The sequence below is a fragment of the Methylobacterium sp. TK26 genome, from assembly GCF_055361565.1.
In genome coordinates this window covers 1,437,339-1,459,424 of record NZ_CM143965.1, presented here as the reverse complement: position 1 = coordinate 1,459,424, position 22,086 = coordinate 1,437,339, and the positions used below count along the sequence as shown (strand labels likewise).

Annotated in this window: 21 protein-coding genes; 10 read left to right on the top strand and 11 right to left on the bottom strand. The window is 67.7% G+C overall.

The window, feature by feature from the left end; translation table 11 throughout:
* The first annotated feature begins 22 nt into the window (after nucleotides 1-22).
* From ACXJ1Y_RS07145 to ACXJ1Y_RS07125, 5 genes are all read left to right on the top strand, one after another.
* Nucleotides 23-1,219 carry an adenylate/guanylate cyclase domain-containing protein gene (locus tag ACXJ1Y_RS07145; RefSeq protein WP_243925885.1) on the top strand — a complete coding sequence of 399 codons (1,197 nt, stop codon included), beginning with the start codon at nucleotides 23-25 and terminating at the stop codon, nucleotides 1,217-1,219.
* Between the two features lie 196 nt (nucleotides 1,220-1,415).
* Entirely contained in the window at nucleotides 1,416-2,639 is a 1,224-nt protein-coding gene (locus ACXJ1Y_RS07140) for a molybdopterin-dependent oxidoreductase (RefSeq protein ID WP_007557757.1), read from the top strand.
* 11 nt (nucleotides 2,640-2,650) lie between these two features.
* Complete coding sequence (locus ACXJ1Y_RS07135; RefSeq protein WP_007557755.1) at nucleotides 2,651-2,989, top strand: c-type cytochrome; 339 nt, start codon at nucleotides 2,651-2,653, stop codon at nucleotides 2,987-2,989.
* 183 nt (nucleotides 2,990-3,172) lie between these two features.
* Nucleotides 3,173-4,156 carry a beta-propeller fold lactonase family protein gene (locus ACXJ1Y_RS07130; RefSeq protein ID WP_210033460.1) on the top strand — a complete coding sequence of 328 codons (984 nt, stop codon included), beginning with the start codon at nucleotides 3,173-3,175 and terminating at the stop codon, nucleotides 4,154-4,156.
* Nucleotides 4,157-4,234: 78 nt separating this feature from the next.
* Nucleotides 4,235-5,320 (top strand): sulfite oxidase, encoded by a 1,086-nt coding sequence (locus tag ACXJ1Y_RS07125; RefSeq protein WP_007557751.1) that lies wholly within the window; start codon nucleotides 4,235-4,237, stop codon nucleotides 5,318-5,320.
* 3 nt (nucleotides 5,321-5,323) lie between these two features.
* On the opposite strand, the gene ACXJ1Y_RS07120 is transcribed toward ACXJ1Y_RS07125, so the two are convergent.
* Genes ACXJ1Y_RS07120 through ACXJ1Y_RS07100 form a run of 5 tightly spaced genes read right to left on the bottom strand, consistent with a single transcriptional unit; the run spans nucleotide 5,324 to nucleotide 8,321 of the window.
* A complete protein-coding gene (locus tag ACXJ1Y_RS07120) occupies nucleotides 5,324-5,695 on the bottom strand; it encodes a YidH family protein (RefSeq protein WP_007557749.1) in 372 nt (123 codons plus the stop codon).
* A complete protein-coding gene (locus tag ACXJ1Y_RS07115) occupies nucleotides 5,692-6,582 on the bottom strand; it encodes a LysR family transcriptional regulator (protein WP_007557747.1) in 891 nt (296 codons plus the stop codon). The genes ACXJ1Y_RS07120 and ACXJ1Y_RS07115 overlap by 4 nt, the downstream gene beginning before the upstream one ends.
* A complete protein-coding gene (locus tag ACXJ1Y_RS07110) occupies nucleotides 6,579-7,388 on the bottom strand; it encodes an anti-sigma factor family protein (protein WP_007557745.1) in 810 nt (269 codons plus the stop codon). Before ACXJ1Y_RS07110 ends, ACXJ1Y_RS07115 begins: the two co-directional genes overlap by 4 nt.
* A complete protein-coding gene (locus ACXJ1Y_RS07105; protein ID WP_007557743.1) occupies nucleotides 7,385-7,894 on the bottom strand; it encodes an RNA polymerase sigma factor in 510 nt (169 codons plus the stop codon). The genes ACXJ1Y_RS07110 and ACXJ1Y_RS07105 overlap by 4 nt, the downstream gene beginning before the upstream one ends.
* Nucleotides 7,895-7,937: 43 nt before the next feature.
* Nucleotides 7,938-8,321: a COG4315 family predicted lipoprotein gene (locus tag ACXJ1Y_RS07100; RefSeq protein ID WP_007557741.1), complete on the bottom strand. Its 384-nt coding sequence runs from the start codon at nucleotides 8,319-8,321 to the stop codon at nucleotides 7,938-7,940.
* 181 nt (nucleotides 8,322-8,502) lie between these two features.
* Here ACXJ1Y_RS07100 and copM point away from each other — a divergent pair, with 181 nt between their 5' ends.
* The 4 genes from copM to ACXJ1Y_RS07080 all read left to right on the top strand — a co-directional run bounded on the left by copM (nucleotide 8,503) and on the right by ACXJ1Y_RS07080 (nucleotide 13,451).
* Nucleotides 8,503-8,955, top strand: coding sequence for a CopM family metallochaperone (gene copM, locus ACXJ1Y_RS07095; protein ID WP_007557739.1), 453 nt, complete (start codon nucleotides 8,503-8,505; stop codon nucleotides 8,953-8,955).
* The gene (locus tag ACXJ1Y_RS07090; protein WP_007557737.1) at nucleotides 8,952-10,388 is read left to right on the top strand and encodes a YncE family protein; all 1,437 of its coding nucleotides are present in this window, start codon (nucleotides 8,952-8,954) and stop codon (nucleotides 10,386-10,388) included. The genes copM and ACXJ1Y_RS07090 overlap by 4 nt, the downstream gene beginning before the upstream one ends.
* A gap of 351 nt (nucleotides 10,389-10,739) precedes the next feature.
* A complete protein-coding gene (gene nikR / locus ACXJ1Y_RS07085) occupies nucleotides 10,740-11,186 on the top strand; it encodes a nickel-responsive transcriptional regulator NikR (RefSeq protein ID WP_463849397.1) in 447 nt (148 codons plus the stop codon).
* A gap of 246 nt (nucleotides 11,187-11,432) precedes the next feature.
* Nucleotides 11,433-13,451 (top strand): TonB-dependent receptor, encoded by a 2,019-nt coding sequence (locus ACXJ1Y_RS07080; protein ID WP_463849396.1) that lies wholly within the window; start codon nucleotides 11,433-11,435, stop codon nucleotides 13,449-13,451.
* Nucleotides 13,452-14,035: 584 nt separating this feature from the next.
* Here the strand turns inward: ACXJ1Y_RS07080 and ACXJ1Y_RS07075 are convergent.
* The 3 genes from ACXJ1Y_RS07075 to ACXJ1Y_RS07065 form a co-directional block, all read right to left on the bottom strand.
* Nucleotides 14,036-14,227 (bottom strand): hypothetical protein, encoded by a 192-nt coding sequence (locus ACXJ1Y_RS07075; protein ID WP_463849395.1) that lies wholly within the window; start codon nucleotides 14,225-14,227, stop codon nucleotides 14,036-14,038.
* Nucleotides 14,228-14,249: 22 nt separating this feature from the next.
* Entirely contained in the window at nucleotides 14,250-15,581 is a 1,332-nt protein-coding gene (locus ACXJ1Y_RS07070; protein WP_463849394.1) for an exodeoxyribonuclease VII large subunit, read from the bottom strand.
* Nucleotides 15,582-15,743: 162 nt separating this feature from the next.
* The gene (locus ACXJ1Y_RS07065) at nucleotides 15,744-16,682 is read right to left on the bottom strand and encodes a hypothetical protein (RefSeq protein ID WP_463849393.1); all 939 of its coding nucleotides are present in this window, start codon (nucleotides 16,680-16,682) and stop codon (nucleotides 15,744-15,746) included.
* Between the two features lie 375 nt (nucleotides 16,683-17,057).
* Between ACXJ1Y_RS07065 and ACXJ1Y_RS07060 the strand changes: the two genes are divergently transcribed.
* Nucleotides 17,058-17,201, top strand: a complete 144-nt coding sequence (locus ACXJ1Y_RS07060) for a hypothetical protein (RefSeq protein ID WP_463849392.1) — start codon at nucleotides 17,058-17,060, stop codon at nucleotides 17,199-17,201.
* A 272-nt stretch (nucleotides 17,202-17,473) separates the two neighbouring features.
* On the opposite strand, the gene ACXJ1Y_RS07055 is transcribed toward ACXJ1Y_RS07060, so the two are convergent.
* The 3 genes from ACXJ1Y_RS07055 to ACXJ1Y_RS07045 form a co-directional block, all read right to left on the bottom strand.
* A complete protein-coding gene (locus tag ACXJ1Y_RS07055; protein WP_463849391.1) occupies nucleotides 17,474-17,824 on the bottom strand; it encodes a hypothetical protein in 351 nt (116 codons plus the stop codon).
* Nucleotides 17,821-18,465, bottom strand: a complete 645-nt coding sequence (locus tag ACXJ1Y_RS07050; RefSeq protein WP_463849390.1) for an AAA family ATPase — start codon at nucleotides 18,463-18,465, stop codon at nucleotides 17,821-17,823. The genes ACXJ1Y_RS07055 and ACXJ1Y_RS07050 overlap by 4 nt, the downstream gene beginning before the upstream one ends.
* Nucleotides 18,466-18,738: 273 nt before the next feature.
* Nucleotides 18,739-21,840, bottom strand: a complete 3,102-nt coding sequence (locus tag ACXJ1Y_RS07045) for a MobA/MobL family protein (RefSeq protein ID WP_463849389.1) — start codon at nucleotides 21,838-21,840, stop codon at nucleotides 18,739-18,741.
* Nucleotides 21,841-22,086 lie beyond the last annotated feature (246 nt).

The window sequence follows — 22,086 nt, the reverse complement described above, 5'->3', positions numbered from 1 at the left end:
ACCCCTTGATGGAAGAATTGCCGTGACACGTTCGTCCCAATCTTCATCCGAGGCAGTCGCGCAGGCGACGGGATGGTTGATGGGGCCGGGTCGCGAAGCGGTGGACGCGGCAGCCCTTCTCGATGGGTTCAGTGCGTGCCTCTCGGGGCTTGGCCTGCCGCTGGCCCGCGCCACCACCCACGCGCCGACCCTGCATCCGTCGTTCCGGTGGGTGATGCGCGTCTGGCATCCAGGAACGTCGAGCCTAGCCCTGCGTCGCCGCCACGGCATCGAGGGCACGCCGACCTTCCACGGCAACACCGTCGAGCACGTGGTCGAGACGCGGACCCCACTCCAATGCCGTCTCGACGGGGATGGGCCGCTGCCGTTTCCCGTGCTTGGCGAGCTTCGCAACGAGGGTCTGACCGACTACCTCATCGCGCCGCTGCATGCCGCGCGTGGACGCATGGGTGCCGCCTCCTGGGCCACGGCGAGACCGGGCGGCTTCACGCCGATCGAGATCGAGACGTTGCTAGCGCTGGTCGAGCCGTTCTCGCTGCTGTTCGAAATCAAGGCGCTCGACGACATGCTTGGCGCGGTCCTGAGCGCCTATGTCGGGCGCGACCCGGCGCGGCAAATCCTGGCCGGCACAGTGCGGCGCGGCGACGTACGCCTCATGCGGGCCGCGATGATGCTGACCGATCTGCGCGGGTTCGGTGAACTGTCCGACCGGCAAAGCCCCGACCATGTCGTGGCCGCCCTCAACCGGATGTTCGATGCCATCGTGCCGGCCGTCGAGGCGGAAGGCGGCGAGGTGCTAAAGTATATTGGTGACGGGCTGCTGGCCGTGTTCGATGCCGATCGCGACGAGGCCGAGGCGCGCCGTGCCGCCTTGCGTGCCGCCGAGGCCGCACTCGATGCGCTTGCGACCCTGCGCGACGGTGACAGGGCTGCCTTTGAGGTCGGCGTCGCACTTCATGTTGGGGAGGTCGCCTACGGCAATATCGGCGGCGGCGACCGGGTCGACTTCACGGCGATCGGCCGCGATCTCAACGTGCTCGCTCGCGTCGAGCGCCTGTGCAAGACCTACGACACGCCGCTGATCGCCACCGACACCTTCCTCCACGGCCTGGCGCATGCCCTCGAACCGCTCGGCATTGTCGCCCTTCGCGGTTTCGCCGAGCGTCACGCCTTGTTCGGGTGTCGCAGGACCGCGCCTGTCGAAGCACCGGCGGTCTGACGTCGAGACGATATCTGGCACCACCGGCGCGGAGATCCAAAATTCTCAAATCATCGCATTGGGAGATCGTTCGCATCGCGAAAGACCGTTGGTGGGAATTAAACGCATCCCGTAGCATCTCCCTAGTCGCAAGGAATCGCCACGGGTCCGGTGCCCTCGAACGCATCGACGCCGACGAACTTTGAAGGGAGAGACCATGCACGGATTGGAAAGACCGACGAACCGCCGCCTCCTGTTGGGCGGGCTCGGGCTCGGCAGCCTTGCCGCCGCGATGCCGGCCTGGGCCGCGGGCTCGGTGAAGCTGCCGCTACCCGGCGGCCCGGATGTGCGGGATCTCACGACGGCCTTTCCCGGCAAGGGCGAGATGATCCTCCAGCGTACCCATCCGCCGCTGCTGGAGACGCCGTTTGCGGTGTTCGATGAGGGCGTGTTCACCCCCAACGACCGCTTCTACGTGCGCTGGCACTGGGCCTCGATCCCAACCGAGGTTGATGCCGGCACCTTCCGTCTCAAGGTCCACGGTCATGTCGAGAAGGAGCTCTCGCTCTCCCTCGATGCCATCGCCGGCCTGCCGCGCTTCGAGATCGCCGCGGTCAACCAGTGCTCGGGCAACTCCCGCGGGCTGTTCGAGCCGCGGGTTCCCGGCGCGCAATGGGCCAACGGCTCGATGGGAAACGCCCGCTGGACCGGGGTGCGCCTCAAGGACGTGCTCGAAAAGGCCGGGGTGAAGGCCGGTGCCGTGCAGGTGCGCTTCAGCGGCCTCGATGAGCCGGTCGTGGACGACGCGCCGGACTTCAAGAAGTCGCTCGATCTCGACCACGCCAACGACGGTGAGGTGATGATCGCCTACGCGATGAACGGCGAGCAATTGCCGCTTCTCAACGGCTTCCCGCTTCGCCTCGTGGTGCCGGGCTGGTACTCGACCTACTGGGTCAAGATGTTGTCGGAGATCGAGGTGCTGGACAAGCCCGACGACCAGTACTGGATGAAGACCGCCTACCGCATCCCGGACGTGCCGGGCGCCAACATCAAGCCCGGCCAGACCGGCTTCAAGACGGTGCCGATCAACAAGATGGTACCGCGCTCGTTCGTCACCAACCTGCAGGATGGCGCCAAGGTGACGGCCGGCGCGCCGGTGGCGTTGCGCGGCATCGCTTTCGGCGGCGATTGCGGGGTGAAGGCGGTCGACTTCTCCGGCGACGGCGGCGCGACGTGGTTTCCAGCACAGCTCGGCGCGGACGAGGGCCCCTACAGCTTCCGCCGCTTCGAGGGCAGCCTGCCGGCGTTGGCCGCCGGCACCCACACGGTGAAGGTCCGCTGCACCAACACCAACGGCGTCGCGCAGCCCACGGACCGGGTCTGGAACGGGGCCGGCTTCATGCAGAACGGTATAGAAACCGTGTCCTTCCAGGCCGCTTGAGGAGAACAGCCATGACCCCGATCCGCTCTGCAGCCCTCAGCGTCGCGCTCATACTGTCTCCCCTGGTGGCGCTCGCCGCCCCGGCTCCCGAGCCGATGCGCTTCACCTCGCAATCGATCGAGATGCCGACCTCCGACCGGATCTTCCCCGACGGGCCCGGGGCCGAGGCGGTCAACAACAACTGCCTCGCCTGCCATTCGGCCGGGATGGTGTTGACCCAGCCCAAGCTCACGAAGGCGCAGTGGACCGAGACCGTGAACAAGATGGTCCACATCTACAAGGCTCCGGTCGATCAGGCCGACGTGCAGACCATCGTCGACTACCTCACGGCGTTGAAGCCGACCCCCTGAACTCCCGAATCCCGAGGCCGCCGCGTTTTTTCGCCGGCCTCGGGGAATAGACCGCCCTCGCTGGCATCTCCTTAAGGCGATGCATGGCCGGACCGGTCCCGCACGACGCAATCCGATTTCGAACCCGCCCGCACGGCTGGCCCCGGCCGCCGAACGAGCGCGCATGCCCAAGAGACCCGCTTCATGACCCATATCCGCACCAGTCTCCGCGCCTTCCTCGCCGGAGCTGCCTTGCTTCTCGCCCAGGGCCAGCCCGGGTCCGCCGCTGGTTTCGACGGCGCGATCAAGAACAACGCCTTGGCGCTGAACGCTGCCGGGACCGTCGCCGCTGTATCGAACAGCGAGGAGAGCGCCGTCGTCGTCTACGACGTCGCCAAGGGCACGGTGCTGCGCCGCCTCGACGGCTTCGTCACGCCGCGCAACATCGTGTTCGCGCCGGACGGCGCCCGCTTCTACGTCTCCGACAGCGGCACCGGCCGGATCACGGTCTACGAGACCGGCACCGGCAAGGAAGCCGGCGTTCTCGCCGCCGGGCCCGGGGTCTTCGGCACCGTGCTCTCGGCCGACGGGGGCAAGCTCTACGTCAACAACGAGGCCGCGAGCACGCTGACCGTGTTCGACACCAAGACTATGCTGGCAGATGCCGTGATTCCCGGCTTCGCGCAGCCGCGCCAGGGCGTGAAGCTGTCGCCCGACGGCAAGACCGTGTTCGTGACGAACTTCCTCGGCGACAAAATCACGTTGGTCGATACCGCCACCAACAAGATCACCGGCGAGATCGCTGGGTTCGACAAGCTGCGCGCCATCTCGATCACCAAGGACGGCAAGACGCTGTTTGCCGCCAACAGCGGCCGCAATACCATCGGAGTGGTCGATATCGCCGCCCGCAAAGTCACCTCCGAGGTGGAGGTGGGCAAGGACCCCTACGGAGCCGCACTGACACCGGACGGTCGCTTCGTCTATTCCGGCAACCTCAAGGACAACTCACTCTCAGTGATCGACACCGGCACCCTCAAGGTTGTCGCCACGGTGACCGGCCTGAACGAGCCGCGCCAGGCGATCGCGTTCTCGGCCGACAACGCCCGCGCCTACGTCCTCAACCGCGATCTCAGCGTCGCCGTGGTCGATCGCGCGAAGAATGCGGTGGTCTCGACAATGAAGCCCTGAGGCGACGCGCGCCGGGGGCCTTATCGCCCCCGGCGCGTTCTCGTCGTCGACATGTCAAGTACGCAGGACAAAGACCCCATGCTCCGCCTGTTCCAGCGCAAGGACCGCCTCATCGTCCACGGAAAGGCGCCCTACAACGCCGAGCCGCCGCTCGATCGCCTGCGGGCGGCGTTCCTCACCGAACAGGCCGACTTCTACGTCCGCAGCCACGGCGACATCCCGGACCTCGACGCCGACAGCTACCGCCTGACGGTAGATGGCATGGTCACCATGCCGCTCGAACTCTCCCTCGCGGAACTCAAGGCGCGCTTTGCGCACGCCACCGTCACGGCGGTGATGCAATGCGCCGGCAACAGACGGGCCGACATGCTGGCGGTGGCGCCGGTCTCCGGTGACCCGTGGGCGCCCGGTGCCATCGGCAACGCGGAATGGACCGGCGTGCGGCTCGCCGAGGTGCTGCGCGCGGCCGGCATCGATGCAGATGAAGAGCGCTACGTCGCCTTCGAGAGCCACGACCGGATCGCGGACACGGACACGCGCTTCGGCGCCTCGATCCCGCTCGCCAAGGCGCTGGCGCCCGAGACGCTGCTTGCCTTCGCGATGAACGGCGAGCCTCTCGCCCCCGAGCACGGCCATCCGTTGCGCGTGGTGGTGCCGGGATTTGCCGGCATCCGCAGCCCGAAATGGCTCGCCCGGATCACGGTGCAGGACCGGCCCTCCGACAACCCGATGCAGGCCGACGACTACAAGCTGTTTCCGCCCGACGTGACGGCCGAGACCGCGGACCCCGCCCACGGCATCACCATCGAGGCGATGCCGCTCAACAGCGCGATCTGCGAGCCCGCCCGCGGCGCGGCGTTGAAGGCCGGCCGGCACGCGATCCGCGGCTATGCCATCGCCAGCGACCGCGCGGTCGCCCGCGTCGACGTCTCGACGGATGGCGGCCGCAGCTGGGCGCAGGCCCGGATCGACCGCGATGCCGACGCGCCCTACGCGTGGACATTCTGGGAGATCGAGCGCGAGCTGACGGCCGGCGAGCACGAACTTGCGGTGCGGGCCTGGGACTCCGCCGGCCAGACCCAGCCGGCCGCCCCCGACGACACCTGGAACTACAAGGGCTACCTTAGCGCCGCATGGCACCGGGTGCGGGTCACCGTGGCCTGATCATCACGCCCAGAGCAAGGCGGTGGCCGCGAGGCCCGAGATCGCGATCAGCAAGGCCGCGATCCCGATGGTGAGGATGCGCGGCATCATCGGGATCTCGGCATGGGCGAGACGCGCCCGGATCGCCCGGTCCCGCCATGCGGCGCCGGCGAACGAGGCAAGCGCGCAGCCGATCAACGTGAGCGACAGCACCTTCAGCGGCCAGACCGCCAGCACCTCCCGCAGGAAGCGCTGCGCGGCCAAGCCGACGCCCAGAAAGGCGAGCCCGGTTCGAAGCCACGCCACGAACGTACGCTCGGCTGCCAGCACCGTCCGGTCCTCGGCGAGCCTCACCCGCGGGTCGTCGGGGGGCACTGGTTTCGCGGGCTCGCTCATTTGATGTTCGCCGTCGCGATCAGGTCGAGAAGCGCGTCGGCGGCCCGGCTGCGGTAGCGCTCCTTGTGGCGCAGCACCCGGAACGGCCGGCTCGGTAAGTCGAACGCCGCCCGCACCAGGGTCCCGGTTCGAAGCGCTGCGGCGACCACGGTCTCGGACAGGACGGCGGCCCCGCCCCCGGCCTCGACGGCGGCGCGCACTGCCTCGTTCGAGGGCAGTTCGAGCATGACCCGGAGCTGGGCCGCGGCAAGGCCGGCCGCACCCAGGGTCGCCTCGAAGGCCGAGCGGGTTCCCGATCCCGCTTCGCGCAGCACCCAGTCGGCCCCGGCGAGGTCTTCGGGTGCGAGTGCAGCCGCCCCGGCGAAGGGATGGTTTGGGGCGACCACGAGGACGAGTTTGTCCTGGGCGATGGTCGTGCTTGCGAGCGTCGGGTCGTCCAGCGCCCCCTCGACGAAGCCGAGTTCGGCCTGCCCCGCGCGCACCGCGTCGGCGGCGTCGGTGGTGTTGCCCACCGCCAACCGGATAGCGATCTCAGGGTAGGCCCGGCGGAAGGCGACGAGGTGGCGAGGCAGCCAGTCGCTGGCGATGGTCTGGCTGGCAAAAAGCGCCAGCGTCCCGCGTCGTAGGCCGCTGAGGTCGGCGAGCACAAGTTCGGCGGCCTCGGCCCGGGCGAGCACGGCGCGGGCCTCGACGAGGAACACGCGCCCTGCTTCGGTCAGCTCGATCCCGCGGCCAACCCGGTGAAACAGCTTCGTCGCGTGCCGCCCCTCGATGTTGGCGATCGCCGTGCTGACCGCCGACTGGACGAGGTTCAGCGCCTCGGCGGCCCGCGTCACGTGCTGTCGCTCGGCCACCGCCACGAAGATGCGAAGCTGATCGAGGGTCATGGCTGCCGACGATCCGGCGCGAGGCCGCGGACGTGCGCATCGACCGCCTGCGCGACGGAGAGCAGCCGGGCCTCGTCGGTGCGGCCGGTGACGACGTATGACATGCCACCATCGACCCAGGAGAAGGCAGCGATGTCGCCCTCGCGGGCGAAGCGGAAGAGCGTGCGGCCGTCGCCGTCACCGACGCGGCTGTAGAGCGTCAGCCGGGTGCCGCGGTCGTCGTCGTACATCAACATCGCCGCGGGCTCGGTGCCGGCCGGCAACAGGCGCCCGCCCATCAGCCGGAAGCCCTGCGCCGAGAGGTCGGGGGCCGCGACCGCGTGACCGAGACGCTTCGAGAGCCACGTCACGAGGTGGGGCTTCTCGTCGGCGCGCACCTCCACCGGATGCACCGCCTCGACCACGAAGGTGCGGAAGGCTGCGACCGCGTCCTGCGTCGCCGGTGCCTCCGCCACCGCCGCCGCCGCGGGCACACCGTGCAGGGCATGGCCAACCCAGCCGCCGGCACTGCCGAGCGCGAGGCAGAGCACGGCCGCAGCCGCCATGGGGAACCAGCGTGCGCCAGGGTACAGGTGTCGCGAGCGGATGTTGGCCACCCGCAGTCGCGCCGGGATCGCCTCCTCGGCGATCGGCGCGAGGCGGGCGCGCAGGCGCTCGCGCAGAACTCGGTCCGTCGAGACTTCAGCCGCACGCGCGGGGTTCCCCACGAGCCACGCCTCGACCAGCGCCTGCCGCTCCGGTTCAAGGCGGCCGTCGATCAGGCCGTGCAGATCGTCCTCGCCGACCGGGCGCGGATCCCCGCTCATTTAACCCTCCTCAGCAGGCCTGTCCGGCCCGTCTCCACAAATCCGCGCATCCGCGTGCGCGCCCGGCTCAATCGTGACATCACCGTGCCGAGCGGCACCCCGAGCACCTGTGCCGCTTCGGCATAGGACAGGTCCTCCACCGCCACGAGGAGCAACACCGAGCGCTGCTCCTCGGGCAGGGTGTCGAGCCCTGCGAGTACGTCACGGGCTCCCAAAGCTGCCCCCGGGTCGGCGCTCGGATCGGGCACCTGCTCCAACGCTTCCGCGCCGAGATCGGCGCCGCGCCGGCCCCGGCGTCGGACGGCGGCGAGGAACAGGTTGCGCTCGATCGTGAACAACCACGCCCGCAGGTCGCCGTCGCGGCGACGCCCGGACCAGGCGGACAATGCCCGCTCCAGGGTGTCCTGGACGAGGTCGTCCGCCGCTTCGCGATCCCGAAGAAGCGCGACCGCGTAGCGCCGCAGGGCCGGGATCTGCGGTTCGATCAGGGGGGCGATCTCGTCCAACGACGTGTCCCAATCAGAGGGAGCCGATCCGGGCATTCACCGATCAGGGCTTTGCGATGTGCCACGCACCGTTGAGGAAGCCGTCACCGGTGGTGTCGCCCGGCTTGGTGTCCTTGGCGAAGGTGTAGAGCGGCTTGCCCTTGTAGGCCCACTGCATCGTGCCGTCGTCCCGGGTCACCGTCGTCCAATCGCCGGAGGCCGCCGATCCGGAGGCAGCCGTCAGGGCCGGCCAGTTGGCGGCGCAGGGGCCGTTGCACATCGACTTGCCGCCCATGTCCTTGTCAAAGGTGTAGAGGGTCATGCTCTTGGCATCCACGAGCGCCGGCCCCTTGGCGGTCTCGGCCGTCATGGCGGGCGCGGCGGCCTGGGCGGCCACGGCGGAGAAGGCGATAGCCGCGAAGGCGGTGCGGATCAGCAGATTGCGCATGGGTGAAGTCTCCCGCGGTCGAGCATGACCGCATCGGGAGGGATGCGAAACGGGCGCCTTTATTCCGCTGACACACGAAAAAAGGCGATCCCATCGGCGCGAACGCTTTTTCGGCCCCGCCGCGGAATAAAGGCGGTCCTCTGGCATCCCTTCCATTGATACCGGATCGCGAGGAGGCCGCATGCGCGGAGCACTGGGATTTGCCGTGACGTCGGCGCTGATGGCGAGCGGCCTCGTCGGCGGCCGGATGATGATGCGCCCGACGCTGGCCGCCAGCGAGCCTCCGGCCGCGTCGTCAACGTCGTTCGACGCGATGATGGCGCAGTCGATGACGCGGATGCACGCCGACATGATGGTCCCGCCCTCGGGCGATCCCGACCGCGATTTCGCCGCGATGATGATCCCCCACCACGAGGGCGCGATCGCGATGGCCAAGGCGGAGCTGCTCTACGGCAAGGATCCGGTCCTGCGTCGCCTCGCGCAAGGAATCGTCGTCGAGCAGGGCCAGGAGATCGATGTGATGCGCCGTGCGCTCGCCAGTCTTCCTAAAGCGCCGCAGCCATCGACTGGTGCGGCCCATTCCCACGACCACAGTGCAGCCCCCGCCGCCATGCCCTCGGAGACCCGCCGATGAAGACCGCCCTGACTATCCTCGCCCTCGCGCTGCTCTCCGGCCCGGCGCTCGCCGGGCAGGCCCCGGGCGCAGCTTCCGCCCCGGACGTGCCGGTTAGCGGCAAGGATCGGTTCTACACCTCCGACCAGTTCTCCAACACGGTCTCGGTGGTCGATCCCGCCGCCAACACCCTGCTCGGGGTGATCCGGCTCGGCGACCCGACGCCGATGAACCTGAGCCCGCTCTATCGCGGGCAGCTTCTGGTTCACGGCATGGGCTTCTCGCCGGACCACAGGACCCTGCTCGCGGTCTCGATCGGTTCGAACTCCGTGAGCTTCATAGACACGGCGACCAACGCGGTCCGCCACACCGCCTATGTCGGCCGCTCGCCGCACGAAGCCTTCTTCACGCCGGACGGCCGAGAGGTTTGGGTGAGCGTGCGCGGCGAGGACCATATCGCGGTGCTCGATGCCGCCACCGCCAAGGAGACCCGCCGGATCACCGTACCGAACGGGCCCGGCATGACGATCTTCTCGCCGGACGGCGCCTACGGCTACGTCTGCTCCAGCTTCAGCCCCGAGACCGTCGTCATCGACACCAAGACCCACACCATCGTCGGCCGCGTGAAGCAAGAGAGCCCGTTCTGCCCCGACATCGCCGCGACGCCGGACGGCAAGCAGGTGTGGTTCACCCTTAAGGATGTCGGCCGCACCCAAGTGTTTTCGGCGCGTCCGCCCTTCGCGCCGCTGAAGACGATCGAGACCGGGCCGATCACCAACCACGTCAACATCGTCTCGACCAAGGCCGGCCAGTTCGCCTACGTGACGATCGGCGGCCTGAACCAGCTCAAGGTGTTCCGCACCGACGACTTCTCTCAGGTCGCCACCATCGCGACCGGCGCCCTGCCGCACGGGCTCTGGCCCTCGGGCGACGGCAGCCGCGTCTATGTCGGCCTGGAGAACGCCGACATGGCGGCGGTGATCGACACGGCGTCGAACACGGTGATCGCTGAGGTGCCGATCGGGCAGGGTCCGCAGGGCGTCGCCTACGTCCCGAACGCCGTGCCGGAGGGCGACGGAAAGCAGAACCTCCAGCCGCTGGGTGCTGCCGGCAAGACCAGCGCGCTGACGCTCACCGGTTCCGATGACAAGCCGGCGACGCAGGTCACCCTGTTCGACCAAGGCGTGCTGCAAACGCTACAGGCCGCGGTCACAGGACTGCCCGCGAAAATGCCCTTCGTGCTGGCGCTCGCCGCCAATCCGAAGGGAGCGACCGGCCTGGAGCCGCTCGCCGCCTTCATGACCAACCCGGCCGGCGCGGCCATCGTCAACGCGATCGGCCCGATCCGACAGGTCACCCGCACGGATGCCGGCGCTAGCCGGCGCTACCTCGTGGTGGTCTCGGGCAAGCCCGGTGAACTCGGCAGTGTCGTCCAGATGCAGACTGTGGATTGATCGAGTGGGGGGCGCTAGTTCGGAAGGCGAACACTCATAAGAGTACCTTGGCGGCGCGAGCCCAGTTTCGATGTCTGCTTTCGAGAACGACGTCGGACTGCTTCTACGGCGCAGTTGGGTCGATAGGAGGCTGTCCGCTTTTCCAGCGGGCCTACTCCAAAGCGGTCATTCCGTTTTCGGCCATGTGCCGTCGGCGCCGATAACCCTCAGGGCGTCTCAGATGCGTGGTTTTCGGCTGGTCTGCTTCCAAACGGTGTGGGCACACCACCGGACGTCACGATGTAGGCCCTTTGGCTTTCCACCGCTTCTTCGTGCCCTTACCAAAGGCAGCGATCAGCCAACGAGACCGGCATGCAGCGCATCACGATCACGATTGACGACGAGTTGCTGCTCGCCATTGATCGCCTCTGCGTTCAACGCGGCTATGGCAGTCGGTCCGAGGCTGTCCGGGACCTTGTCCGTGATGCAGTTGCTCCCCAGCGGGCAGAGGCTGCCGGGTCGGCTCCTTGCTACGGGGCGTTGAGCTACGTCTACAACCACAGCATCCGCGACTTGGCACGCCGCCTGACCGACGAGGGTCACCATCACAGAGTTTCCATCGCCAGCATGCATGTGCATTTGAATGGCGACGATTGCCTCGAAGTCGCTGTACTCCGCGGGCCGGTCACTGCGATGCGGGCCTATGCCGATAGCGTCATTACCCAGCGCGGGGTGCGCTACGGTCACCTGCATCTCCTCCCCGAGAACGGCAGTTCGGTCGTTCCCACCCATGGCCACGGCGAAAACGCAGAGCCCTGAGGACTGCCGGCCACAGCCCACGGTGTGAACTTTGCGTATGTTTTGCATACGCAGGACGTGCGAGGAGTGCGTCCTGGTCCTGCTTCTGGAACGCCGTTGTCCCGCTCTACCCCGTCGCCCTCTCTCCGTGCGCATCAACGGATCCTGCTCAGTTCCGCCTGCGCTCTAGCGGTGGTGTCCCAAGCCTGGGCTGCCCCAGCGGCGACCGAGGCCGCTGGCACCATTGCCCTCTCAGAGATTTCAGTGGTGGCGGAAGCGCCGGCCGCTACGTTCACAGCGACCCCCAATGCCAGCGCCGCCTATGTCGGCGGGGTCACGGGTATTGGCGGCGGCCTACGCCCGGTCGATGCCGCGAGTGCGGGCATCATCACCGGAGCCCAGATCAACAGCCGCCCGGTCACCCGCCCCGGCGAGGTGCTGGAAGAGGTGCCGGGGCTGATCATCACGCAGCACTCCGGCGAAGGCAAAGCCAACCAGTATTTCCTGCGGGGCTTCAACCTCGACCACGGCACCGACATCGCGATCCATGTCGATGGCATGCCGGTGAACATGCGCACCCATGCCCACGGTCAGGGCTATGCCGACCTCAACTTCCTGATCCCCGAGCTTGTCAGCGCGGTCGAATTTCACAAGGGTCCCTACTTCGTACGCGACGGCGACTTCGCCTCGGCCGGTTCGGTGCAGATCGACTATCTGGACAAGCTCAACCGCAACATCGCGCTTACCACCTTTGGCAGCTTCGGCCTCAAGCGAGCGCTCTCCGCCGCGTCGGTGCCTCTCGGAGAGGGCAATCTGCTCGTGGCCGGCGAGGCGCAGACCTATGACGGCCCCTGGGTGGTGCCCGACGCCCTGCGCAAGCTCAATGGCGTGGTCCGATACAGCCAGGGAACATCCCTCGACGGCTTCGCCGTCACCGGCATGGCCTACTGGGCCAAGTGGAACGCGACCAACCAGATCGCGGAACGAGGGGTCAGTGAGGGGATCATCGGCCGCTATGGCACTCTCGACCCGACCGATGGTGGTGACACAGGCCGCTTCTCACTATCGGGGCGGTGGAGCCAATCGGACGCGGGAGGTGTCACGAGGGCCTCGGCCTACCTGATCCGCTACCAGATGAACCTCTGGAACAACTTCACCTATTTCCTGAACGACCCCGTCAACGGCGATCAGTTCCGCCAGCGCGACAGCCGCGTGCTCGGCGGCGGCGAGGTCTCACGGGTGTTCCTCGGCGATCTGTTCGGGTTGCCGATGGAAAACGAGATCGGGTTCCAGACGCGCACCGATGCCATCCGCGTCGGGCTGTTCAACACGACGAACCGGCAGTTTCGCTCAACGGTGCTGGATGACCGGGTGCTTGAGGCGAGCGCGGCGGTCTACTACGAGAACCGGATGCGCTGGACCGACTGGTTCCGCACCAGCGTCGGCTTCCGGGCGGACGGCTACTACGCCGATGTCCGTTCAGACACGCCGGCCAACTCGGGCAAGGCCCGGGACGGGATCGTCAACCCGAAGCTCGGCGCCGTGTTCGGGCCGTGGCTTGATACCGAGCTGTACTTGAACTACGGCGGCGGCTTCCATTCGAACGATGCCAGGGGTGTGACCGCGACGGTCGATCCAGTCAGCCCGTTGTTCAACGTCGCGCGCTCGCCGTTCCTCGTCCCGTCGACCGGCTACGAGGTCGGCATCCGCAACCGCAGCATCGCCGGACTGGAAACCTCACTGGCCTTGTTCCGGCTGGATTTCGCCTCCGAGAACCTGTTCCAGGGCGACACCGGCACCACGGAGCCGAGCCGGCCAACCCGCCGCTTCGGCATCGAGTGGAGCAACCACTACGCGGTGACGCCATGGCTGGCGCTGGAAGGCGACCTGACTGTCACCAATGCCCGCTTCTCTGACCGCGACCCGGTTGGCCAACGCGTGCCGGAGGCCCCTACTACCATTGCATCGGCGGGCATCACCTTTGGCGAAGGTCTAGGCTGGTTTGGCAGTCTGCGGTTCCGTTACTTCGGTCCGCGCCCGTTGATCGAGGACAACTCCGTGCGTTCCAAGCCCACCGCACTCCTGAATGGGCGGATCGGCTACAACTTCGACAACGGGATAAGCCTCTCGCTCGACGTACTGAACCTGACAAACGCCAAGGCCGATCAGATCACCTACTACTACGTGTCCCGCCTGCTGGGTGAGGGCGCTGATGGGGTGGCCGACCGCCATTTCCATCCTGTCGAACCGACCGCCGTTCGCCTGACGCTGGCGGGCCGCTTCTGACGCTGTGTTTCTTGGATCGGAAGGGACATCCTGATGCGTGCACTCGCTATCGTGGTCGGACTGTTGGCCGCCTCGTGGGTAGGCTCCGCCTCCGCCCACGGATGTCATCGCGGCTGGCAGCATGGTCAGTCTGACGGCTGGCATAGTCACGGATTGAAATGCGATGCCCGCAAGGGGCTCGGCGTATCCCGTCGTGGCAAGCCGCTTGGTCGTCGGGCCGCCTGAGCAAGGTCGGCGGCCGAAGTGGAAACTGTCTGCTTTCCGGTAGCGCAGACAGCTGCCTATGCGTCCAAGTTGGGTCGCAAGCAGACCGTCCGCTTCTGCAACAGATCGTTTCCAAGCCGAACGGCGGCGTTCGACCGTCGTAATCTGCTCCAGAGAGAGCATGTACGGAATGGCGACTTCAGGCGCCCGATCCGACCACAGCTACGGCTTTGTCCACGGTAGAGGTAAATCGGCCCTTTTGGGGTTTGGATCAGTACGCACGCCTCTGCTGAGGCTGCTTCTGCAACGAGTGTCGCGGGCGCATTCCTGCAGTGATCACCGCCGACGCTTTGGCATTGGCGGTGATGTGAATTGCCGTCTTATGCTGCCCGGCGGCGCAGATCCGATATCCGTGCGTTCAGCACGGCGCGCAGCTCCTGCACCTCGACATAAGCGGCCTCGGCCTTCTCGAAGGCGGCCAAACCGCCCTTCTGAATTTCCTGGGTCAGCGCCTCAATGCGCCGAACTGCGGTCAGGAAAGTCGGGGTCTCGGGTGTGCGGGTTTGAGTCATGGTCAATCTCCTGGTTGTGTAATCAGTTGTAAGTGACGAAGGTCGGAATGATCCGGACGAAGATCGTCCCGTCGCGGAAGTGCAGGAACAGCGGCATGTTCGACGTGAGTTCGTCGTAGCGCTCGATGACAAGGCCAGTGTCGGCCGACGTCACCAGCGCCCAACCCGGTTCCCAAGCCGGGTCATCGCCGTCGCCGAAGTCGAGCACCTCGACAGGTGCGGCGTGAGGCTCAATCTCGATCGTCGCGCCGGTCGCCATGCCCGACGCCGCAGCGAGGCCGGTCAGCAGGCTGCGCTCGACGCCCCGATCCAGCTGGCGCAGCCGCCGTTCGGCGAGGTCTGCGAGATCGCGCAGGCCCTGGTCGAAGCCATGCGAGGCCCAGGCCAGGGCGATGCGCCCGGCCGCCTCTAGATCCTCCGCGACGGCGGCGTCGTAGGCCATGAGCGCGCGCTCGGCCCGGACGCCGGTGTTTTCGAGAAGCTGGCGCACCAGCATCGCCGCGGCCGTTGGTGTCGGTTCCGATCGCGCCGCGACCGCATCCAGGGCGGTGAGCGGCGTCCCGGCATGGCCGAGCCCGGCGATGATGTTCGGAGCCTCGGTGGCCGCGCGCACCGTCGCGTAGGCGTTGAGGGCCTGGAACCCCCCGACCGGACCGCCGCCCCGGCACACCAGGGTCGCCGACAGGCCATGCTCGCGGTGCAGCTCGCCCGCTCGGGCGAACGCCTCGCGCAACGAACGCTCCGCCGACGGTCCCTCGAACATCGCGTAGATCCGGTGGAGCCGGATCAGGCCGCTGTCCTCTAACGGACACAGGACGTGCTCGACGTCTCGAAGGGCATCGCCGAACTCGGCAGCGATCAGCGCGATGTGGCGCGGATCCTCCGGCTCCACCCAAGTCCCGGGGCCGAAGCAGCGCCCCTCGCGCCGTAGGCGCTGCAGCGTCTGCTCCCGCTCGATCTCGCCCTCGATCGACACCGCGTCGACCGAGATGACGGCGGTGACCCGGGCCTGCACCCCGGCCCCGCGCCCGAAGCGCTGGCGCAAGCTGGTCTGCAGCCTGACCACGATCCGCCTGTTTACCAAGGCTACTGGATCGAGGGCTTCGCCGATCGCATCCCGGAAGGCGGCGAGGTCGGCGGCGGCGAGCCGAACCTTGAGCCGGGGCGGCTCGAGGCTACTGCTTGGATCGGCTTCGCCGAGCAGCAGCAGAGAGCCGTCGGACCCGAGGGGCTCGACGGTCAGGACGCTTGCCCGCACCGTGTGCTCGCCGCGCAGGCGCTGGCGCAGCCAGCCGAGCAGATCGCGCAACTCGCGGATCTCTTCGGCGGGCCGGTCCGGCTCCCTGTTGTCCATCAGGACGGGAGGAGGACGGACATTGCCCGGGCGAGCCGAGGGTACAGCCCCCCCATGGGTCGTATGGAAGAATTTGTGGTGTCGCATAGTGTCATTCGCATAATTCAAGCTGGAGGTGATCCGCCGGCCAGCGTGCCGGCGGCCGGATCGTCGAGGGTGGCGTCAGTCGAACAGCGGCCCCTGCTTGCCGCGCGGCGTCTTCGCCTTGCGCTTGGGCTTGGGGATCGCCTCGATCAGCTCGGCGATCGCATCGAGCCGCGCCCGGTCGGCCAGCCGCAGCTCCTGCCGAAGGATGCCGGCGAGGAAGGCCAAGATCTCGTCCGGGTGATCGAAGCACCGGTGGGCCAAGCCGTCGAGCAGCGTCGGCGACGAAGCGCGGCGCGTGATCACCGGCACCGGCAGCACGGCGACCTGACGCATCAGCCCTTCCTCCGAGAGTTCGCGGAACGCGAACCCGGAGCCAGGATCCACGACCACCACGTCGAGCGAGCCCCACTCGTACTGATCGATGGCGCAATCGAACGCGTGGCGGAGCGCAGTAACCGAGCCCAGCTGCTCGAACGCGATCGGATGTCGGATCAGCTCGATGGCGCCCTGATCCCACCAATGGGCGAGGGCATCGACGAGCGGATGCGGTGCGCCGTCATCTGGCTCGATCAGGAACACCCGCCGGAGCCGGCGCGGGATTGGCAGGTCGTGCTGCCGAACCCAGAGATAATCGGCTTCCAGGCCATCTCGGACCGCAGCGTCCTGCTCGGCCCATCCCGTCAGGAAGGCGTCGCGCACGAAGCCGGCGACCCCTGCAGTGAGGTTGCCCGGCAGCTCGGCCACGAAGGTCAGTGTCACATCGTGGTCGCCGACGATGGCACCGGCATCGAGCAGGATCCCGGTCGCGTCCTGGATCTGGCGGATGAGGTCGCCGGAGAGGAAGGCGTGAAGCCGCCCGGCGCGGTCGGGATCGACGGGCTGGAGTTCGAGGACGAGGCCGTCCTTGTTCCGGCGCGGGCGCTCGACCCGTGCGCGCACCTGCAAGCCCGACGGCTCGTGCGGGCGACCGGGCTCGTTCGCGCCGGCGGGCGCGTCATGATCTGTATCCGTCATTTGTGGTGTCCATCATCAGGGGAAGGGGCGAAGGCGCCTCACCGACCGTCCCGCGAGCGCTGTCCGAGCGCCGCGTTCTGCCGTCCCCGTCCTCCATGGGCTTTTGGGGCGCAGGGCCTTCGCCAAATCCGTGTCGCTTGACCTCATCCCTCCGCTCCCGCGGCCGCAGAGGCCCGGGAGCGCGTCGTCTTCCATTCTTTCGTCATGTCTGTTGGCTGTCTGAGTGACCGCTCATCTGAGTGCTCGATCACCCTCCGTTGCCTGGACCGGCGTCGCCCTCTATCCATCTAATGAGCGACCACTCAGGATATTGAGGTTGCGATAGCGCGCGGACGCTCTTGGCGCTTCGATCGGGAGCGGGCCCTGGAACAGGCGATGCTGCTGTTCTGGGAGTGCGGCTACGGCGGCGCCTCGTATAAGGCGCTGCTGTCGACAATGGCCGTTCCACATCCCCAGAGCCTGATTGCGGCGTTCGGATCGAAGGCGAAGCTGTTCGAGGCTGTGCTCACCGCCTACTAGGAGCGTCATCTCAGGCAGTTCTGGCGTGTCTCGACGCCGCCGGTCCTGTCATGGCATTCGACAATCTGCTTGATCAGGCCGCGCGCCTGTTCGGTGCAACGAATGCATCCCCGCCGTGCCGGATGCAGAGCTCCCGGGATGGGGATCGAGCATCCGCAGCGCTCCCGCGCTGGAACGCCGTGATGCTGGAGCGCTATGATCCCGGAGCATCACGACGTCGGAGGCCGGTGATGCCCTGGCGCCGTGGCGCCAGCGCGAAGGCATCGACGGGTTCAGCGCACGTCGCGAGAGGTCGTAGTCGGCGTGTGACCGCTCTCCCGAATTACGGACGCTGCCCCTTCGACCAGGAGGTCGTTCACTTTGCAGTCGCGAGCGATCGCGAGTTCCTTCAGCCGTCGCAGCATCGCGGCAGACAGATAAACCGAGGTTCGCCGCATCGTGTCCGAGGGGCGGCCGCTCGGGGTCCGGACCTCGCGAGGAGGCTCTGCCGTAGCACGGTCATCCGTAGTGGTGGAGTGATCGGCCAGAGTGTCTGCCACGCCTAGGTCGGGTTGCGGCTCAGACAGATCGAGGCCGCTGAGCAGGCCGAGGCGCTTCAGGGGGCGGCGGGTCGTCTCGCTCATGGGCAGGATTCCTTTAGGCGCTGCTCTATCCAAGCCCACAGGGCGCGGATCTCCCCGGCCGCCTTGCCGGCTGGAGCGAACTCGGTGACGCCCTGCCCGCCGAGCAGCGCGTCCTGGTAATCCACGCGCTGGGTCAGCGGTGGCTCGGCGAGATGCCCCCAGCGGCGAAGTCGCTCGGCATAGGTCGCCGCGCGTGCCTGACCTTGCGTCGGGCACTGGTTCAGCAGCAGGGCCACGCGGTCGGCGAGGCCGATCTCAGCGAGCGCGCGAAGTGTCGGCTCGGTCGCGAGCAGATCGAGCAGGGTGGGCCGGGCGGGGATCAGGACGAGGCTGGCCGCGCGCAGGGCGAAGTACGCTGTGGGGTTCAAGGCACCGGCGCTGTCGAGGACGACTAGGTCGTAACCCTGCCGCTCGAGTGCGGCGAAAATCTTGGGCAACTGCCCGATCCGCTCCAACCCGAGATGGTCGACGGCCGGATCGTCGGCCTCGCGTCGGGCGGCCCAGCCGGCGAGCGAGGCCTGCGGGTCGAGATCGAGGGCGGCGACGCGCCGTCCTACCTCGGCGGCGGCGACCGCAAGGTTGACGCTGACTGTGGTCTTGCCGGTACCGCCCTTTTGGGTCGCAATCGCGAGCACGTCCATCACGCGATCCCCTCGCGCGAGAGACAGCTCCAAGATGCCACCTCACGGCAGTTCAGCGCTGCGGCATCACCATTCCATGCCACCCTTGCGCTCCGACGCCTTGGCCTCACGGCATCAAGGCGCCATGGCATCGGAGCGTCACGACGCCGTTGCGCCATGATGCCGTAACGCGGCAGCGCTTTTCTGCTTGGCGTCAACGACCAGCACCTGCCGCTCGCCGCGCGCACTGCGCGAAGGCGAGATTCGGCTCGAAGGGGATGAGGTGTGTTCATCTCAATCTCCGATCTCGCGTCCGTTTCGTGATCGTGTCGAGCGCCGCCGGACGCCCGTACGGTTCTTGGTCCGTGAGGCAGACTGTTCCGTTTGGTGGACGGCCGAGAACGGCACGCACCGTCGCAAAGCCTCAGTCGGCGGTGGGGTCGGAGGCGTCACCCGAACGGCAGGAGGGGCCGCCTCGACCCGCGGCGGAAATGGCCAGGGGGCATCGCCTTCGTCGTTGCGCTCCACCATCTCGATGGGCACCTGGACCGCGATAGGTTCGCGAGGTGCCATCGGCGTCTCCATTTGAGAGTCCAATCCGCCTTCCGACGTGGAGGTCGAGAGATGCAGCTCGATCTCGATCACTGGTTTATGGGTCGGCGGGAGCGAGACCGGATCGGACATTGCGGGCGCGGGCATTCGGTCAGCGATGTTCCGCGCAGTCGGCAGTTCCGATGCGACCTGCTCGACGGCGGCGGCGACCGGAGCCGGCTCGACGGACGCGATTTCGACCGTCTGCCGTGGCAGTGCATGCACGATCGGCGGTGGCGCGATCGCCGCGTCCGTCGATGCAGCGGTCATCCGTCGGGTTGCGCTTGCGGGCATCGAGGCCGAGGCCATCCTCGCCGTGCTCTCCGTCGCAGCCGCTGCGGCGGCTGGATTTACGTCTAATGCCGGGAGCGAAGCTGGACGAGGAGCCTCGGTCTGTGGAGCGATCGGCAGGTCGCCTCGGGCATTCCCAGCAGGGCGGGGCGCGACACCAGCGGTGGCGGGACGGCCGGGCGGGATCAGCGGCGCACCGTTGGAACGGCCAGCCTGCCCGAGCCCGAGAGTGAAATCGAACGGTGGCTGTGGACGCTTGCGCAAGGCCGGTTCGCCGGCACCCGGTCCTGCGGGCTTCGAACGCGCGGCGTTCCGTTCGGCCGCGCGGTCGACGGCATTGGACCAGGATGGGGCGTGCGAGGCGGCGCGTTCGACCGGAAAACGGTTGGGCGGAAGACCTGCCGCGGGGGCGAACATGGGCGTTGGCGGGCGAAAGATGGTCGACGGCGACGGCGTCACGGCGACCGTTTCGGTCACCTCCGGCTCGACCGCGGCGAACCGCGCCCAGAGCGCGGCGGTGCCGGGATCGAGGCTCGCCCGCACGCGAGCGGCGAACAATGTCTCTGGGACCGGATCGATCGAAACACGTGACGTCGCAGGATCGGCACCCGAAGCAGGATCGCCGTCCGCCGTCAGAGCCGGAGCGGTCCGATCAAAGCTCGAAGCCGAGCCCCGAACCGAGCCGGTCGTTGGCTCTGGCCCGGCGAGGTCGGTCCGAATGCGTTTCAGTCGCCCGCGCTGCTCGGCGATCAGCGCGTCGTAGGCCGTTGCGAGCTGAGCGGCACCCTTCTCGAGGTCGTCGCAGAACCGAACGAGGTCGCTGCGGTCAGCGTCACCGGAGAGCCCGCCCCCCGGTACCGCAGGATCCTCCGGTGCGGGATGGCCGGAATCGATGGTCGCATGGGGACCGCGCACGAGCGCCGCTCCGGCTGCGAGGAGCAGGCGGGGCCGGGAGAGGGTCCGCGTGAGAACCAGTGCCGCCAGATCCCGTGCGAGTTCCACCCGGCCGATCTCCTCGACGAGGGCGAGGCCACGCCGGATCAAGCCGCGCACAGGCCCGACCAAGGTGTCCCCCTTGCGGTCCGCCGTCCCTCCGCGATCGAACGCGGTAAGCTCGGCATGCCGGCCTTGCACCAGCAGCAGGCTGAGCTTTTCCCCGGTTATCCGTGCCCGGTCGTCGAGGATCCGGTCCGCCTCGGCCTGCCACTGGCGCCGAGCGAGATCGGATCCCGCCTTTGTCAGGCTGCCCTTGCGCTCCTTGTTGTACTGGCGTGCCGGGATGTGGACGCCCGGAGCCTGATCGATGCCGATCGTGGCGTAACTGCGCAGATCGTAGCGCTTGCCGATCCCGGCTTCCGACAGCACCGCGTTGCAGCACCTGCCCCAGTGCGTGCGCAGTTCCTTGATCCAGGCGCGATCATGGCTCGCCCGGTCCTTGGGTTGCCGGTAGGGCCGCTTCAAAACCTTGGTGCGGTTCGCGCGCCGCTTTTCCTGCGTGATCGCGAAGTCCCAAGTGGCGACGCCGGTCTCCGGGTGCAGCATGCGCCGGGCGGGGCGGTCGTAGTACACGACGTGGAGGTGGAAGTTGCGCCGGTCGTTGTTGGCGTCGGGCGCGTGCACCACGGCCCAGTAGGGAAAGCCCCGGGCTGCAAGTTTGCCCGTGAACGCTTTCACGATGGCCAGGCGTGCGTGGCCGTCGACCTCGTGCGGCAGTTCGGCGATGATCCGGGTCTGCGTGCGGCCGCCGCGTCCCGGCACGATCTTGATCGGCGCCCCGGTACCTACGCCCTCCGCCCAGCGCCACAGCGCCAACGCGTCCTCCGTCGACAACGTCAGCTCCAGGAGAGCTGAAGCCCCCGCGGCCGCCGCCCGCAGCTGGGTCCGGGCCGTCTCCGGTGCTTCGTCGATCGCGCCCCGGGCTTTCGCCCACCAGTCCGGATTCTGCGCCGGTTCGATCGTGATGCGATCGCCCTGTGGCGAGCGTTCGGTTGCTTCGACGAGATCCCAGAAGTGCGTGCGTGCCTCGAACGTGTCACCGATGGTGCCGAACGAGGCCAGCGCGAGGCTGTCGCCTGGGTCCGCCTCGACCGCCCCGTCCCGCTCAAGATAGGCCTGCTGCTGAAGTCCGTCGCGCCCGCTAACAGGCCGGCCCTGTGGCAGGGCAAGCCGCTCGGCAGCGCCCGGCCGCTCGATGTAGCCCTCGTACGCACACGCCCCAGATCCGCTGTAGCGCCGGCCCGTACTGGCGGCCCGGATCATCGCCAGGATCGGCGAGGTCTTGGAGATCGAGGTTTGAGCAAAGTGGCACGTCACGGCCCCGTCGCGCGACAGCGGGCGCTCGCGGTTCTCGCGCGCGGCGAACCGGATGCCCGGCTGCTTATGGAAGCCCAGAGCCGTCTCGAGCGCGCGAGGGCGGTCGAGACGGAGGTCGGGTGCTCCGCGATCGGTCGCGACGCCGCAAACGGACGCGAGGGTTCGCCGCACGAACGGGTGCGTGTGGGCGTGATCGAACATGTTTGGTGGCTACCGGGAAGCAACGCCTCGTGATGGAAGCCAAGCTTAGGCAGGTGTGTTCGATTCGAGCAACAGACGTCCAGTATCGCGGCTCGCAAGAGCGAATCGAGGCCATCATCTTAACAAATGACAAGACAAACGTAACGAATTGCTAACCGTCGTAACCTGGAAGTCCGGTTTAGACGGGGTTCAAACTACCTGCGTAGTTCTGCCGCACCCACCGTTTTTGCGAGCCGCCGGACGCGC

Bases quoted from the DNA above. Each gene is read 5' to 3' on its own strand.
- ACXJ1Y_RS07060 (WP_463849392.1), top strand. From the start codon at position 17,058: ATGCTGCTGTTCTGGGAGTGCGGCTACGGCGGCGCCTCGTATAAGGCG.
- ACXJ1Y_RS07070 (WP_463849394.1), bottom strand. From the start codon at position 15,581: ATGGACAACAGGGAGCCGGACCGGCCCGCCGAAGAGATCCGCGAGTTG.
- ACXJ1Y_RS07110 (WP_007557745.1), bottom strand. From the start codon at position 7,388: ATGAGCGGGGATCCGCGCCCGGTCGGCGAGGACGATCTGCACGGCCTG.
- ACXJ1Y_RS07100 (WP_007557741.1), bottom strand. From the start codon at position 8,321: ATGCGCAATCTGCTGATCCGCACCGCCTTCGCGGCTATCGCCTTCTCC.
- ACXJ1Y_RS07115 (WP_007557747.1), bottom strand. From the start codon at position 6,582: ATGACCCTCGATCAGCTTCGCATCTTCGTGGCGGTGGCCGAGCGACAG.
- ACXJ1Y_RS07065 (WP_463849393.1), bottom strand. From the start codon at position 16,682: ATGACGGATACAGATCATGACGCGCCCGCCGGCGCGAACGAGCCCGGT.
- ACXJ1Y_RS07130 (WP_210033460.1), top strand. From the start codon at position 3,173: ATGACCCATATCCGCACCAGTCTCCGCGCCTTCCTCGCCGGAGCTGCC.
- ACXJ1Y_RS07075 (WP_463849395.1), bottom strand. From the start codon at position 14,227: ATGACTCAAACCCGCACACCCGAGACCCCGACTTTCCTGACCGCAGTT.
- ACXJ1Y_RS07120 (WP_007557749.1), bottom strand. From the start codon at position 5,695: ATGAGCGAGCCCGCGAAACCAGTGCCCCCCGACGACCCGCGGGTGAGG.
- ACXJ1Y_RS07125 (WP_007557751.1), top strand. From the start codon at position 4,235: ATGCTCCGCCTGTTCCAGCGCAAGGACCGCCTCATCGTCCACGGAAAG.
- nikR (WP_463849397.1), top strand. From the start codon at position 10,740: ATGCAGCGCATCACGATCACGATTGACGACGAGTTGCTGCTCGCCATT.
- ACXJ1Y_RS07045 (WP_463849389.1), bottom strand. From the start codon at position 21,840: ATGTTCGATCACGCCCACACGCACCCGTTCGTGCGGCGAACCCTCGCG.
- ACXJ1Y_RS07055 (WP_463849391.1), bottom strand. From the start codon at position 17,824: ATGAGCGAGACGACCCGCCGCCCCCTGAAGCGCCTCGGCCTGCTCAGC.
- ACXJ1Y_RS07090 (WP_007557737.1), top strand. From the start codon at position 8,952: ATGAAGACCGCCCTGACTATCCTCGCCCTCGCGCTGCTCTCCGGCCCG.
- ACXJ1Y_RS07135 (WP_007557755.1), top strand. From the start codon at position 2,651: ATGACCCCGATCCGCTCTGCAGCCCTCAGCGTCGCGCTCATACTGTCT.
- ACXJ1Y_RS07050 (WP_463849390.1), bottom strand. From the start codon at position 18,465: ATGGACGTGCTCGCGATTGCGACCCAAAAGGGCGGTACCGGCAAGACC.
- ACXJ1Y_RS07140 (WP_007557757.1), top strand. From the start codon at position 1,416: ATGCACGGATTGGAAAGACCGACGAACCGCCGCCTCCTGTTGGGCGGG.
- copM (WP_007557739.1), top strand. From the start codon at position 8,503: ATGCGCGGAGCACTGGGATTTGCCGTGACGTCGGCGCTGATGGCGAGC.